The sequence below is a fragment of the Allocoprococcus comes genome (genome assembly GCF_013300725.1).
GTDB classification, from domain to species: domain Bacteria; phylum Bacillota; class Clostridia; order Lachnospirales; family Lachnospiraceae; genus Allocoprococcus; species Allocoprococcus comes_A.
Window position 1 is genome coordinate 15320 of sequence record NZ_JAAIMM010000024.1, and the last position, 15148, is coordinate 30467.

Genomic DNA, 15148 nt, shown 5'->3' on the forward strand with positions numbered 1-15148 from the left:
ACGGAGTCCTTTATGTCTGTGCGCTGGCAAACTTTTAGTTTCATAAGCATTCACACTAAGCACTTTATTCCTACCACCTGCCATCTCCTCCACTCGCACCACCCCATAACGGGGCAGCCTCCAGACGTCATCCACCAAATGCTTACCCCTGAACCTGTAACAGCTTCGCTTTCAGTTCAGCTTCGATGCGCTGCATTTCCACCTCTGCCTGCTGACGTTTCTGGCGGCCTTCCTGTTGGATCTGCATGACTTCATCGAAGGTTGCGATCAGCGATTCATTGGTTGCTTTTAAGGTTTCAATATCTACGATTCCACGCTCGGATTCTTTGGCAGTCTCTACTGTAGCAATCTTCAGCTTTTCTGCGTTCTTGCGCAGGAGTTCATTGGTCATATCGTTGACTTCTCTCTGAGCTGCTGCTGCCTGTGCGGAATGTTCCACACCAAGGGCGAGTACCATCTGGCTTTTCCAGAGCGGGATCGTATTGACGAGTGTAGACTGGATTTTTTCTGCCATCATTGTGTCGTTTCCCTGCACCAGACGGATCTGTGGTGCGGTCTGCATGGCGATTGTCTTGGTCAGTTCCAGATCATGCAGTTTTTTTTCGAAACGTTCACATCTGGAATCCAGATCTTTTGCTGCCTGTGCATCCTCGGCAAGTCCGCTTGCCATCGCTTTATTCTTCAGTTCCTGAAGCTCGCCGTTTCTTGTCTCGGCAAGCTTCTGCTTTCCGGCAAGCACATACATGGACAATTCTTTATAATATGTCAGGTTCACTTCATACATCTTGTCCAGAAGCGCAATGTCTTTCATAAGCTGCACTTCGTGAGATTCCAGTGCTTTGACAATATTGTTTACATTGGTTTCTGCTTTTGCATATTTGGCTTTCATTGCCTGGATCTTGTTTCCGCCTTTTTTGAAGATTCCGAGGAATCCTTTTTCCTCTTCCTCATCAAATCCTTTCAGTTCTGTCACCACATCACTTAACAGTGTGCCAACCTCTCCAAGATCTTTTGTCTTTACATTTTCCAGTGCTTTTTCTGAAAAATCTGCGATCTTCTTCTGGGTTCCGGCTCCGTACTGAAGAATCATGTTCGAATTGGCGAGATCAATTTTTTCTGCAAATGCACTGACCATATTCTTTTCTTCCGGTGTCAGGACGATCTCCGGTGTTTCCGGTTCTGCCTCCTGATAAATCTGCGGAGTCTCTTTTTTTTCTTCCTGAAACGGATCCAGCGTCAGCTCCGGTGTCACATTAAATTCTTCAAAATCGTTCATACTCTTCTTCCTCCTGCGACTTTATTTTTTTATTCCGTCCTCTTTCAGACCTTCCTGTGCAAGCATGGTATTCAATACGGAAATATCCGATGAGACATCCCACATGGTATCTTGAAACAGGTCATCCAGAAGTTTCTCAAACGCCGTATTTAAAGTATCGAGCGTTGCCTCAATCTCACGCTTTGCAGTCTGGATATTTTCTCCATCAACCGGCTGTCTGTCAAGCTGTTCATATGCTTCCAGAAGCTTGATCGTCGTCGGAAGATAATATTCCATCAGCTTACGGATATCCGAAACTGACTGTGGATTTTCTTCCACCCGGTCAAAGATCCGGTCTACCAGCATCTCCATCCGGCTGATCTTTGCAGAAATCTCTTCTCCCGGAATGGCTTCATTACACTCGTGGATCTTTCTGATAAAAGCATCCCCCTGGTCAATGATCTTCTGCACCTCCGGTGTCAGCTTTTCATTCTTTGCATCTTTCTCTTTTGTATTTTCCTGTGTCTTCTCTTCTTTCTTTACCGGCTCTTCCGCTTTCGACTGCTGTCTGCGAGTTTCGATCTGTAAATATTCTTCATAAGCACGGTTTGACAGGATCAGGCATTTCTTCTCACCATCCATATGCCCCTGACGGAACCAGCCTTTGGAAATCATTCTTTCCAGATCCTTTGTCACAAATTTTATGGATTTTCCGGAATTGCTTCCGATTTCTGAAATATTGCAGTACTCTCTGCCTGCGATCCTGCGGCTGTAGTTCTTGAATCTTCCAACCTGTTTCAGAAGCTTAATGCCCCAGCCTGTGATCATGCCACTTGCTGCCGTAAGTAGCCCAAATACCGCACGCATGATCCATAAAGCCCCCGGACTTTCCGGCAAAGAAGCAATACAAGATGCAAGGAACAGAATCAGGAATATCAGTGCCATGCTTCCGCCTGCTGCGATCATGACAATTCCGCCTGCCTTTGTTCCCGTCGTCGATCCATACAAGACAGGTGACTGCTGTGCATTGCTGTATCCATACCGGCTGCTTCCCTGTGATTCCGCCTTATAGTCCTGCATATCCGGATTCCACGCTCTTCCATTTCCATCCGGTCCGCTCCACCTGTAAGTTCCGAACGGAGGTACACCTCCTCCAGGCGTTCTTCCCCATCTGTCAGATCCGCCCATCTGTCCATATCTTCCACGCGGTCCTCCCGGACCTCTTCCCATATTTCTCGTTGCCTGATCAAACGCATTTCCAAAAGAACGCATGCCCTGTTCCGCGCCATTTACCGCACCGTTCACTGCCCGGTTGATCGTATCCGTGATCGTCTGGTTCAGCCTCCGGTAATCCTGTGAGTCTACAGCATCCTGCACAGTTCGTCTGATCTCTTCTCCAAATCTTTCCCAATCCTGCATTTCAGCTTCTCCTTTATTTTGAAAACTTGATCCTGTCGTCAATTCCGTGCGAGAGAACATAATCATAAACGGTCTTTGGCACCAGATCATCCCACTTTTCATCTGCCAGGATCCTCTGCCGGATCTGGGAACCTGATACCCCTTTTTCCTCTTTGGTTCTTCTCCAGAGGACTTCCACCGGAATTCCAAGCTTCTCAAAACGCTTCTCATTGTTCGCAGTCCATTCATCACAGATACTCATAAAGCAGACCGCACCCTCCGGCAGATACTGCCCCAGATATTCCACTCTGTCAATCGGAAACGGGATGATCTCAAACTCTTCTCTCGGCACTCCGAAACTGAGCAACGTATCACGAAGCATCTCATAACGCTCAATATAAGTCAGAGGATTAGCGCTCCGTCTTACCCGGTAATTGTCTTCCTCACCCCCTGATACGTGCAGATCATCCGACATGGTGATTCCTATATAAAGCCTTTTGCAGCGCATCTTTGCCGCCAGAATGTATTCCACATGTTTGAGATGCAGAATCTGAAATCTTCCATATACCAGCCCTTTTTCTATCATTTATACGTCCCTTGCTTTCTGTAATTTTATCTTTTCAATGATGTTGGGGCAAAAGATATTTTGACCCCTTTGATACCAGATTGCTACGTGCTTTGCACTCTCGCAATCCTCTTTTCAATTAGTCTATCTGTATTCTACTACAGAACGGTCGTTCTTAGCAAGAAATACCTCTGTATACGACAAAAAGATGACTTTCGTCACCTTTTTTGTCTTTTTCTTCTATTCAACGATTTTATAATATTCTTTTGCTGTTATCACAAATACGATCACATAAAAGACGGCAAAGATTCCCACTGTACCGGCAGTGCATCCGAAGAACAGCTTTGTATTTTTCAGATAAAATATGGCTAAAAGCTTTGTGATCACCGGAAATGCAACTGCAATATGGATGATCGCCATCACAAGCGGCAGGAAGAATACCATCAGGATCTGGCTGCGGATCGAGCTTTTGACCTCGCGTTTGCTCATCCCTACCTTCTGCATGATCTGATAGCGTTCTCTGTCATCAAAGCCTTCGGAAATCTGTTTATAATAAATGATCAGCACCGTTGCCATCAGGAACAGGCTTCCCAGATACATTCCAATAAAAAATACACCGCCATACAGACCAAAGAAAGTCTCTTTTTCAAGATATCTTCCCTGTACACCAGTATGTTCAAATTCACTTTCTGCCTGTGTTTTCAGCTCTTTGACAGCTTTCAGCTTCTGTTCTTCGCTGCCTCTTAAATTGAATGACTCCCTCCATTTTACCGGTTTGTCCTCTGCCTCGAGCTGATATTTTTTCAGATAGTTTTCCATAAACTCTTTTTCATCACTGACAATCATATAATATACATTTTCTGTATTAGAATCACTCTTCTTTCCAAAAGGTGCCTTGTCCAGCTCTTTTTTGATCGTCCAGTTTTCATCATCAATCTGGATGGTATCCTTGCCGTAATTTTCCCCATTCGTAAAAAGAATGGCTTCCTTATCCCCAAGCTCCAACCTTTCGCCGGTCAGCTGATTATAATCTGCCAACCCAATCACATCAAAAAACACCACATCGGATGACGAATAATCCTTTATCATCGCAGAGGTATATTCTTCTCCGTTTTTTATCTTCACAAGCTCTGCCATATGCCAGCTCTTCTCATCTGTGATCTCTACCTGATTATCCCGGCAGATCTTTTCCGCCATATCGTGCAGCTTCTGATTTTCCGCATCATCAGATACTGAATTTGTAATATACACTTCCTGCGGATACCTTGTTCTTAAGACATCCTCCTTTCCGATGTACAAAGATACGGTAGACGAAATGATCACCAGAACCATAGTACTGAGCACACAGATATTTGACAGCCCGACTGCATTCTGCTTCATCCGGTAAAGCATGCCGGATACGGATATAAAATGCTTTGTTTTATAATAGAAATTTTTGTTTTTCCGAAGCAGCTTTAAAAAAGCAATACTTCCTGCTGTAAAAAGCGCGTAGGTTCCGATAATGACACAGATTACTGCGACAAAGAAAAGTTGAAGCGCCTTAAGTGGTTCTTTTGTCGTAATCGCAATATAATAACCGATTCCAAGGAAAATGATGCCAGCCACAGTCAGAATCCATTTGGTTTGCGGCTCCCGCTCGCCCTGACTCCCCGCATGCAGAAGCTCGATTGGATTGGCAAGCCGGATCTGCAAAAGATTATAGATCAGAGTCAATGCAAAGATCAGTGTGAAAAAGAGAACGGTATTTCCTGCAATCTCCCATGACATCCGAAATGCCAGTTTATCGTCATAATGAATCATTCTTTTCAAAAGTGCATACATCAGCTTTGCAAGCGCAGTTCCGAAAAAGATTCCACCCAGAATACTGACCGCACCGGCTACAACCGTCTCGATCACCAGCATTTTCGCAAGCTGCGGTTTCCCCATTCCGAGAATGTGATACACTCCGATTTCTCTTTTCCTTCTTTTGATCAGAAAACTGTTGGTGTAAAACAGAAAGATCAGTGCAAATATTTCAATCACATGAACACTCAGACTTAAAATAATCTTTAATGCCTCCTGGTCCATCGGAGAATTTGCCGCCAGATTTGCCATCATATAATACATCATCACCGTCAGGACAGCTGTCAGCACATATGGAATGTATGTCTTCCGGTTATTTTTCAGATTGGAAATGGCAAGCTTTGTGTAAATCGATCTATTCACGGTGCTCACCTCCTGTAGTGAGAACCGTCAAGGTATCGGTAATCTTCTGGTACATCTCGTCACTGGTCAGATTGCCACGGTAAAGCTGATGAAAAACTTCCCCATCCTTGATGAAGAGGACTCTCTTTGCCGTGCTCGCTGCTTTGACACTGTGCGTTACCATGACAATCGTCTGCCCGTTATCGTTGATCGCATTAAAAAGTCCCAGAAGCTCATCCGTCGATCTGGAATCCAGCGCACCGCTCGGTTCATCGGCAAGGATCAGCTGCGGTTGTGTGATCAGAGCACGTGCAATGGCTGCTCTCTGCTTCTGCCCGCCGGATACTTCATATGGATATTTGTTCAGAAGCTTACTGATCCCCAGTTGCTCTGCGATTGACATGATCCGGCTCTCCATTTCCGTGTATTTCTTACCGGACAGCACCAGTGGAAGAAAAATGTTGTCCTTCAACGTCAGTGTATCCAGAAGATTGAAGTCCTGGAAGACAAATCCCAGATTCTGCCGCCGGAAAGCTGCCATCTCTTTTTCCCGGATCTTGCCGAGATCATTCCCTTTTAAGTAGACCTTTCCACCGGTCGGCTTATCAAGTGCAGCCAGGATATTCAGAAGTGTAGTTTTACCACTTCCGCTTTCTCCCATAATTGCTACATATTCGCCTGCTTCTACGGAAAAGCTGACGTTATGCAGCGCCTCTACCTGATTTCCTCCGAAACGGGTTGTGTATATCTTTTTTACGTTCTTTACGTCAAGTAATGCCATGTTTTTTTGACCTGCCCTTCTTTTTTATTTGATAAATCCATTATAAAAAAGCCGGGCGTTTCCTTCCATCGAAGTAAATGACAATTTTGGTGGGGTTTCTTACATTTTTGTAAGGATTGGGGTTGAAAAGACTCATTTGGGTGAAAGGAACGCCACCAGAAACAAATAAATATTCCAAATTCCTTTGTGCAAACCATTCCGATGAACCACTTGGGGCGGGAATCATGTTCGGCAATGGCCTCCATGATTCCTGTGTTTCATCTCCATTGCACAAACATGGAATTTTCCATATTTATTTGTTTCTGGTGGCTGTGTGGTTCAAATGGATGAGCATATTTTAATCACTAAATCCTTAACCAAAAAGTAAATCATAGTTCGGTTCTATTGTTGGAAGTTTTTTCGTTTTTGTACCAATAAACTCCATTACTCTATTCGTCTGGATTCACGGTCAAAGTTTAAATATACTTTTGTTCCTCTTTCAAGATCGGATTCAATCCGAATCGTATGATGTAAGCGATCCATAATTGTTTTGCACAGATATAAACCAATTCCGGTAGACTTTTTATTTGCTCTTCCGTTGTAACCAGTGAATCCTTTTTCGAAGATTCTTGGGAGGTCTTCTTCGGCGATTCCGATTCCATTGTCAGCGATTACCAGTGTCTGATTTTCTGTGTAAATTGATATTTCTCCGCCTCTTGCGTATTTAACTGCATTGGAGAGGATTTGTTCAATGACGAAGGTCAGCCATTTTTCGTCGGTCAGAATCTTCTGATCCTGGATTTCAAGGTGAAGTCTTGTTCTGGTCATGATGAACATCTGGGAATATTTGCGGACTGCCTGGCGAATGATTTCTTCCAGGCTGCAGATCCGGAAGGCGTAATCGGAGGTTGCGGACCCCATTCTGAGATAGGTGAGTACCATATCCACGTATTGTTCAATCCGGAATACTTCCATTTTCATGCTTCGGGTAAGTTCCTGTGCTTTCGGGCTTTCCTGTACTTCTTCCAGTTCCTCTCCGCTCTGGATCAGGACGCCGAGTGCTGCAATTGGAGTCTTGATCTGATGAACCCACATGCTGTAATAATCGGACAGCTCCTGTTTTTCAATCTGCACAGAGGATTCCAGCTCTTTTTTCTCTTCATAAAGCTGCCGGATCAGTTCCTGGTACATTTCGCTTTCCCGGCTTTCTGCCTCCGGAAATCCTTCTGCCTCTGTCCGGATTTTTTCCTGATTTTCTTCCAGTACTCTTTGTCTTTTTACATATCGTATGAAAACAAGTGTAAACCAGATCACATTCCACAGAATCACCAGAAGGAACGCATATCCTGCAATTTCCACCGGAATTTCATAGATCCAGAAGATGACTGCAAAGAGGATGCCCGAAACCAGAACCGCAATTCTCTCCGGTCTTTTTTCTTTCCAAAATACCCTTAAAATCTCTGTCATACCAGCATGTACCCGATTCCTTTCTTTGTCCGGATCACATCATGCATTCCGGCTTCCTCCAGCTTTTTCCGAAGTCTCGCCACATTTACTGTAAGTGTATTATCATCGATGAATTCGTCACTTTCCCAAAGTCTGGTCATAATCGCATCTCTGGTCACAAATTTTCCTGCGCTTTCAAAAAACATCTGGCAAATCTTGAACTCATTCTTGGTGAGTTCAATCTTCTGCCCGGCTATTGTAAGCGACGCATCTCCCAGATTCAACAGCATTTCTCCATGCTCAATGATATTTGCTGTTCCCTGCAGTGCGTATGCTCTTCTCAGTACTGCCTGCACCTTTGCTGTCACTACATTCAGATCAAACGGCTTCTCGATAAACTCATCTCCGCCCATGTTCATTGCCATCACGATATTCATGTTGTCGTTCATCGATGACAGGAAAATGATCGGCACATTGGACAGCTTCCGGATCTCCTGGCACCAGTAGAATCCATTGTAAAACGGAAGCCCGATGTCCAGGATCACAAGCTGTGGACCTGCCTTTTTAAATTCTTCCATTACATTTTTGAAATCGCGTACACATACTGTCTTATAATTCCACTTTTTCAAATGCGATGCCAGTAACTCTGCGATCGTGTTATCGTCTTCAACGATCAGTATTTTATACATTTATTCCTGCCTCTTAAACTCTCTTCTGGAAGTTTCCGTACACCTTAACTCCTTCATCTACCGTAGTAAATGCTTCCGGATCCAGTAAATACACCATGTTCAGGATATCTTCTACTTCAAATTTATTCACGATCGTTACCAGAACATAATTGTCTTCACTCGTAAATGCACCTTCACCATTCCATTGCGTAACACCACGTCCGGTTTCTTTCATGATCGCCTCTGCGATTCCCTTCTTCTTCGTGAAAATCAGCATTCTCACATTGATGTTCTGGAAATGCATCCTGTCCAGAGTTACTGTGTAGAAGAACAGGTAGACGACCGAATAAATCACCGTTGAGATATCAAAAACTAAAAGATAAATGGCATACAGTACCAGATTGAAGATGGTTCCCAATTTTCCAACGGACATTCCCGCATATTTTTTCGCCATCCAGATACCGATAACCTCGATTCCACCGCCGCTTCCTTTTGCCGTCAGCATGATTCCGATTCCGGCTCCGGTTACAACACCACCGATGATGATTCCAATGACCGGATCATCGATCACTGCTGTCGCCGGCGATGGTACGATTGAAGTAAATAAACTGATTCCTACCGTTCCAAGGATTGTATTTATAAAAAAAGTCTTTCCGATTTTAAACCATGCAATAAATAAAATCGGAATGTTGAGCAGTAAATAAATGATACCATACAGGTTCAGACCTGCGATTTCCTTAATCCCGATCTGTCCTGCTCCATAACTTAACAGCTGTGCAAGACCGACTGCTCCCCCGCTGTATAAATTCATAGGGATAATAAATACGTTCAGACCGACTGCGTAGATCAGACAGCCCACTATGATCCAGACAACCTGCATTCCCCTCTTCTGTGGCAAAAAATTGTTCATACTCTTTCTTTCCTCCTACTTTCATTTTGATACCAGATATTTCATAACTTTTCCATACAGTATATCATGCTGGCATCTGAATTTGTAGACTAAAGTACAAATTCTTTTTTGCCCTTTTTTTGCTGCTTTCAGTTCTTTCTGTCGTTTCTGATCTTCAAGTTCAGCTCTGCTTTTCCAGAATACCGAATATTCTTCTCGCTACCAGATTAATGATCAAAAATGCCTCTGCCAGCGCCACAATCAGAATGCTCTGCCTTCACAGCCCAGCGCATCTTCGTAGATCTTGCACGCCCATTCTGTGCACACTCTTCTGCCGAAGGCCGGACTACATCTTTGGCATATTCGGAATAAACTCCCTCGCGATATCCTGCTTTTAAAGCTTTCTTCACCAGTTTATCTTCTCCTGAATGGAACGTCAGGATCGCCACTCTTCCACCCGGTTTCAAAGCGCCCGGCAGTTTTTCCATAAATTCATAGAGTACTTCAAATTCATGATTCACGTCAATTCTGAGTGCCTGGAAAGTCCGCTGACAGGTCTTCCTGATGATATCTTTTTTCTCCTTATTTTCCGGAAGGAAAGACAAGGTCTGTTCGATCACCTGGCGCAGCTTTGTCGTGGTATCAATCCGATGTCCTTTACGGATTTCCTCTGTGATCGCCTTTGCCAGTTCTTCACAGTACGGCTCATCCGAATTTTCATATAACATCCCGGCAAGTTCTTCTCTTGAAATTGTATCCAGTCTCTCGGCTGCACTGATCCCTTTTTCCTGATTCAGTCGCAAATCCAGAGGTCCGTCTACTTTGAAAGAAAATCCTCTCTTCGGGTTGTCAATCTGCATGGAAGACACACCCAGATCAGCCAGAATAAAATCAAATCCCCCAACTTCTTTTGCGATCTCATCGATAGTACAGAAGTTCTGAAGACGGATTGTTAAAATATCCTCACCAAATCCCTGTTCTTCCAGACGTTTTTTTGTTTTTGCAGATTCTTCCGGATCCACATCAGTCGCATAAATGTGCCCCTTTCCTTCCAGACATTTCAGCATCGCTTTTGTATGTCCGCCATAGCCAAGCGTTGCATCAAATCCCACCTCTCCCGGCTGGATCTTCAGGAAATCAAGAATTTCCTGCACCATGATCGAAATGTGCATTCCGGCAGGTGTATTTCCTTTCTGAATGACATGGGCAATCATGTCCTGATATTTCTCCGGCTGTAATTCTTTGTATTTTTCTTCAAATTTTCGTGGATATTTTCCTTTGTACCTTGCGCGGCGCTTGTGAACGCCCTGCTCAGTGTTCTTTTCCTGTTCTGACATACATTGTCTCCTTACTTGTTGATTTATTTTCGGTTTTTCAAATCATATTCTGCGTTTTCTTGTGAATATTTATCAAAATTCACTGTATTTATTATATCATCCCACCTTTAATAGTAGTTATAATAATTTTGCATTTTTCAAATCACTCTCTAAACTTTTTCTTATATTCCAGCACCATAGTATATACAAAATATAATCTATAACTACCTCCCCTATTTGTTTTTCACTCCTGCGGAATACTTTGTACTACGCAAATTGCCCCATACCCCACCTCCCGATTCGGATACTTCTCAAATCCCGGCAGCTCTCTCGCCCCGCGCCGGAGATACGCCTTCACCTTTTCCCCATACAAAAACGGATCATTCCCTCTCACAATCCCCCACTCCATCAAAAGTGCCGACGCTCCGGTTACAAAAGGCGTCGCAAAAGAAGTTCCACTCACCGTAGTCATCCCTCCGCCAACTGCTGCCGTCCTGACATTCACTCCCGGCGCCACAAGATCCGGCTTCGTCCTTTCATCCTGCCAGGTATATCCCCTTCCTGAAAAAGGTGCATAGGAAAAAGTAAGCGCATCATACGCTCCAACCGATATCACTTTTTCCGCAGTCGAAGGGATCGTTAAGGTCACTTCTTCATCCGGATACAGAAATCCCGTTCCCCGGTTTAGTACATTCTCACTTGGCAGCCACAGATCATACTGTCCTTCCACAACCCTTGTCGGATTCAGGATAATCTGCCAGACTCCCGACGTAATATAATCCGTCACCGGAATCATATCGATATAAATTTCCTGTGCCACATTATACGGGCTCGGCTTTCCATAATATAATAAAATCTCCGTATCTCCAATCCGAAATCTCTGCGGACCGAGAACAGACTGAATCGGTCCAATCTGCGTCCCTGCCGGAGATACGAATGAAATTTCCACTTCGTCCGTATACGCTTTCCAGATCTGAATATTCAGCGTTGGTTCTTCCGACTGCACTGCAAGCTGTATTCTTTCTTCCTTCCTTTCCTGCATCACCCCGGACGTATGTCCTGCACTTGCTGCCTCATTTCCCGTTCCCACACAGATCACACTCTTCCAGAAATTCGACAGATCATCGATATACCGCTCCACCAGACTTCTTCCGTCATGAGAGCCATAGGTATTTCCAAAACTCAGATTGATCGCCACCGGCATCCGCACCTCCAGCGATTTCCTCACCACATAATCCAATGCCTGCATCAGCTCTGTCGTTCGCGGGAATCCATCTGGCATAGGTGAACCCATTTTTACTACGATTAATTCACTGTCTGGCGCCACACCGGCATATAGCTTTCCGCTTCCTCGCCCATTTCCGGCAGCAATCCCTGCAACGGCAGTCCCATGTCCGGATATATCCTGACTTGGCACCATTCTTCTCCTTTCCTCTGTCGAAGCAGTCTCAAGTGCCCTGTTAATCTGCTCCTGGGTAAATTCCACTCCCATCCGATAGCCTTTTGGTGGATTCTTTTCCTCATCCGCATCCGGTATTAGGACTGATCCCACAGCACCTTTATCCTTGTCGTTCCATCCTCATTTCGGAAATCTTCATTCGCATAATCAATCCCTGAATCAATAATCGCCACAAGTACACCCTGTCCACGCAGATTAAGAAAGCGGATATCCTGTACCTCATTGATACAGGATACCCGCTTTCCATTTGCTATTTGAAAAAATAAACGTTTCGGTTTTTCTATATATTCTACCTCCGGAATATCTGAAAGTATATCAATTCCGGATTGACTGATCCGAATGATTGCGTACTCATTCTGAAGCTCAACCACCTGACTCGCCAGATCTCTTACCTGGTCCAGATTGCCCGAATATTTAATAATCAATTCCCATTCCCTGTCAATCGGATGATACCCGACATCCAGATTCAATGATTTTTCTCTTTCTTCATCCGTCGCTCCAAGTGCCAGATTTAAAAGATTTTCCAGTTTCTGATCTTCCATATCTTCTTACGCCCTGTAAGTTATTCCTGATATTTTATGACGATCATTCCGAAATTATTTCTGTATTTTATGCTACATTTTCTGCAGCCTGCTTTTTATTCGCACGCTTTCCTGCTTTTCTCTTATCATATGCTGCAAATAATCCTGCAAGAAGTGTTCCTGAGATAGAATGCCATGTACAGGATACAGCACAGATAATTGCAGATTCCGGTGCCACCGCAAACTGTGCCGTTGTGGTTGCAAGGTTGGTAGCAAGTCCGGCGTTCTGCATCCCAACTTCGATGGAGATCGTTCTCTTCTTTGCAGTATTCATACCAGTCAGTCTTCCTGCGCCGTATCCCAGCAGATATCCAAGTCCATTATGAAGAAATACTGCCACAAAAATTACAACTCCTGATTCAAAGAATTTGTCTCCCTGCGAAGAAACAACTCCGCCAACTACACATGCAAGTCCAAGTACTGCAACTCCAGGCATTACTTTCTGAAGCTCTGTAAATGTCTTTTTCTTTCCAAACAGATAATTCAGTAAAAATCCAAAAGCTACCGGAACAATAACGGTCTCAACAATAGATACAAACATCGGAAGTCCTTTGATCGTAATATGTGTTCCGCTTGCAAGAAGTGAAACCATAAGCGGTGTCATAACCGGTGAAATGATTGTGGATACCGTAGTCATTCCTACGGAAAATGCCACATCTCCGCCACACAGATAAGACATGATATTGGATGATACACCACCCGGGCAACAGCCCACAAGAATCAGACCAAGTGCAATTCCATCCGGAAGCTGAAGTACTTTCGTCAGTGCAAATGCAAGAAATGGCATGATCAGATACTGCGCGATTGCACCTATACAGATATCAAAAGGTCTCTGTGCCAGAATCTTAAAATCTTCGGTTGTCAGTGTCAGTCCCATGCTGAACATGATGATTCCGATGATGATCGACTGACAGGTGAACTTGTTGGATACCGGATCAACGAACAATGGGTTATTTACCCATCCCATCATTGCCGGTACAAAGAATGTGACTACTGCAATAGCGATTACCACCACTGATGTATAGTCTGATAAAAATTTGCTTGCTTTTTGTAATGCTTTCATTACAGTTTCCTCCTTTTTCTTTTCGTCCACGCAAAACTGTTCTTCTAATCTTCCGATAACAAAACTCACAGGATTTTTTGTATACACAACAATAAAAAGGAATGTGCCTTTTGTTTCATAGGAACTTCCTATGAAACAAAAAAGTCCCTTTCCAGAATCAATCTGAAAAGGGACGAATAAAATCCGCGTTACCACCCTAATTCCACAGAAAATAATCTGCGGCACTTCACATACCAACATATGCTATCCATATAACGGTGGATCCCGGCGAAGTCTACTTGCAGATACTTTTCTGCTTTGGACCCGCTTCTTAGAGAGGATATCCTTACCCGGTTATTACCTGTTCACACCATCCACAGGCTCTCTGAAAATAATGACGGATACGACTTTGTTCTCATCAACGAATTTTGGTGAACCATATTTTCTTTAATCGTTATTATAGTCTTCTCTTCGGAAATGTCAAGAACGAATTTTAATTAAATCCGACAATTCTTCTCGCCACAATGTACGCCAGAGACGAAATCTTTCTTCCTGATCTGCCCGGAAGATTCATGGTCTGTCCAAGGATTCCGTAACGGATCTTCCAATAAGTTCCGTAGTGATTCTTCTTCAGATACTGCCACAGCTCCCGTTTCTTTTCCAGATTCTCTGCATTTTTGGAACGAATCAGAAGAATCGAAGACACCGTCATCATAATTGCAAGATAATTAGTCATATAGGCCCGCAGTTTTTTATTAGAAATCTTGCGCATATCATACATATCAATCATACTCTTTGTGACAAAGATCTGCTGATCCACACGACTGATCATCACCTTTTCATTGACAGACTGATCTTCTCTTCCAATGTAATAACGATAAAAATCCACATCCATATAATACATCTTACGCACATGCGGAAGTGGATAGTAAACATAAATATTGTCCACATAGAACGTATGCTTCGGCAGCCTGAGCTGACATAATTTCAGGAAATCTGTCCGGTAAATAACAGAATGCATCAGAATATACTGTCCCAGATGGAAATGTTTCACATCATTCCAGCCAAAAATCTCTTCCTGTGGAAGCACATTCTTGTACTCAATCACTTTCTTGTGCTCCATTCCTTCTTTTTCGTATACATAGTTGGCAAGCAGCATATCCACCTGCTTTTCTTCCTCTTCAAACTTTTTCAGAACATCCAGAATCTTGTACAGTGCTTCTTCATCTACCCAGTCATCACTGTCCACAACTTTAAAATATTTTCCCTCTGCGTGGTCAAGACCTACATTGACCGCATCTCCGTGTCCACCATTTTCTTTATCAACTGCATGGATGATCGTCGGATACTTTTCTTCATATTCATGCGCAATCTTTGAAGTATCATCCTTTGATCCGTCATTAACTATAATGATCTCTATATCTTCTCCACCTTTTAAAATAGATTCCACTGCCCGGTCCATATAAGCTGCCGAGTTATAACACGGAATCGCAAACGATATATATTTCATGTGTATTCTCCTTCTCAATTTAAAGCTCACGTTCCTAGTATAGCCTATTTCTTTTTGTTTTCCAACTGATATTGT

At 43.6% G+C, this 15148-nt stretch carries 11 protein-coding genes, 1 pseudogene and 1 other annotated feature; all 12 genes and pseudogenes read right to left on the reverse strand.

Annotated features, from left to right (window positions below; genetic code table 11):
• Nucleotides 1-142: 142 nt before the first annotated feature.
• A complete protein-coding gene (locus G4407_RS12325; protein ID WP_173689138.1) occupies nucleotides 143-1276 on the reverse strand; it encodes a toxic anion resistance protein in 1134 nt (377 codons plus the stop codon).
• A 21-nt stretch (nucleotides 1277-1297) separates the two neighbouring features.
• Nucleotides 1298-2674 (reverse strand): 5-bromo-4-chloroindolyl phosphate hydrolysis family protein, encoded by a 1377-nt coding sequence (locus G4407_RS12330; protein ID WP_243259135.1) that lies wholly within the window; start codon nucleotides 2672-2674, stop codon nucleotides 1298-1300.
• Nucleotides 2675-2687: 13 nt separating this feature from the next.
• Nucleotides 2688-3239: a nucleotidyl transferase family protein gene (locus G4407_RS12335; RefSeq protein ID WP_173689139.1), complete on the reverse strand. Its 552-nt coding sequence runs from the start codon at nucleotides 3237-3239 to the stop codon at nucleotides 2688-2690.
• A 219-nt stretch (nucleotides 3240-3458) separates the two neighbouring features.
• Nucleotides 3459-5423 (reverse strand): ABC transporter permease, encoded by a 1965-nt coding sequence (locus tag G4407_RS12340; protein WP_173689140.1) that lies wholly within the window; start codon nucleotides 5421-5423, stop codon nucleotides 3459-3461.
• Complete coding sequence (locus tag G4407_RS12345) at nucleotides 5416-6183, reverse strand: ABC transporter ATP-binding protein (RefSeq protein WP_173689141.1); 768 nt, start codon at nucleotides 6181-6183, stop codon at nucleotides 5416-5418. The genes G4407_RS12340 and G4407_RS12345 overlap by 8 nt, the downstream gene beginning before the upstream one ends.
• 423 nt (nucleotides 6184-6606) lie before the next feature.
• Nucleotides 6607-7629, reverse strand: a complete 1023-nt coding sequence (locus G4407_RS12350) for a sensor histidine kinase (protein ID WP_173689142.1) — start codon at nucleotides 7627-7629, stop codon at nucleotides 6607-6609.
• The gene (locus G4407_RS12355; protein WP_173689143.1) at nucleotides 7626-8297 is read right to left on the reverse strand and encodes a response regulator transcription factor; all 672 of its coding nucleotides are present in this window, start codon (nucleotides 8295-8297) and stop codon (nucleotides 7626-7628) included. Before G4407_RS12355 ends, G4407_RS12350 begins: the two co-directional genes overlap by 4 nt.
• A 13-nt stretch (nucleotides 8298-8310) precedes the next feature.
• Nucleotides 8311-9186, reverse strand: a complete 876-nt coding sequence (locus G4407_RS12360) for a YitT family protein (RefSeq protein WP_173689144.1) — start codon at nucleotides 9184-9186, stop codon at nucleotides 8311-8313.
• A gap of 206 nt (nucleotides 9187-9392) precedes the next feature.
• Entirely contained in the window at nucleotides 9393-10502 is a 1110-nt protein-coding gene (gene rsmH, locus G4407_RS12365) for a 16S rRNA (cytosine(1402)-N(4))-methyltransferase RsmH (protein WP_173689145.1), read from the reverse strand.
• A gap of 223 nt (nucleotides 10503-10725) precedes the next feature.
• Nucleotides 10726-12482, reverse strand: a pseudogene (locus G4407_RS12370) (S8 family peptidase).
• Between the two features lie 67 nt (nucleotides 12483-12549).
• Nucleotides 12550-13584, reverse strand: a complete 1035-nt coding sequence (locus G4407_RS12375; RefSeq protein ID WP_173689146.1) for a bile acid:sodium symporter family protein — start codon at nucleotides 13582-13584, stop codon at nucleotides 12550-12552.
• A gap of 165 nt (nucleotides 13585-13749) precedes the next feature.
• Nucleotides 13750-13994: a binding site (T-box leader), on the reverse strand.
• Between the two features lie 62 nt (nucleotides 13995-14056).
• Nucleotides 14057-15073, reverse strand: coding sequence for a glycosyltransferase family 2 protein (locus tag G4407_RS12380; RefSeq protein ID WP_173689147.1), 1017 nt, complete (start codon nucleotides 15071-15073; stop codon nucleotides 14057-14059).
• Nucleotides 15074-15148 lie beyond the last annotated feature (75 nt).

Bases quoted from the DNA above. Each gene is read 5' to 3' on its own strand.
- G4407_RS12325 (WP_173689138.1), bottom strand. From the start codon at position 1,276: ATGAACGATTTTGAAGAATTTAATGTGACACCGGAGCTGACGCTGGAT.
- G4407_RS12330 (WP_243259135.1), bottom strand. From the start codon at position 2,674: ATGCAGGATTGGGAAAGATTTGGAGAAGAGATCAGACGAACTGTGCAG.
- G4407_RS12335 (WP_173689139.1), bottom strand. From the start codon at position 3,239: ATGATAGAAAAAGGGCTGGTATATGGAAGATTTCAGATTCTGCATCTC.
- G4407_RS12345 (WP_173689141.1), bottom strand. From the start codon at position 6,183: ATGGCATTACTTGACGTAAAGAACGTAAAAAAGATATACACAACCCGT.
- G4407_RS12350 (WP_173689142.1), bottom strand. From the start codon at position 7,629: ATGACAGAGATTTTAAGGGTATTTTGGAAAGAAAAAAGACCGGAGAGA.
- G4407_RS12355 (WP_173689143.1), bottom strand. From the start codon at position 8,297: ATGTATAAAATACTGATCGTTGAAGACGATAACACGATCGCAGAGTTA.
- G4407_RS12360 (WP_173689144.1), bottom strand. From the start codon at position 9,186: ATGAACAATTTTTTGCCACAGAAGAGGGGAATGCAGGTTGTCTGGATC.
- rsmH (WP_173689145.1), bottom strand. From the start codon at position 10,502: ATGTCAGAACAGGAAAAGAACACTGAGCAGGGCGTTCACAAGCGCCGC.
- G4407_RS12375 (WP_173689146.1), bottom strand. From the start codon at position 13,584: ATGAAAGCATTACAAAAAGCAAGCAAATTTTTATCAGACTATACATCA.
- G4407_RS12380 (WP_173689147.1), bottom strand. From the start codon at position 15,073: ATGAAATATATATCGTTTGCGATTCCGTGTTATAACTCGGCAGCTTAT.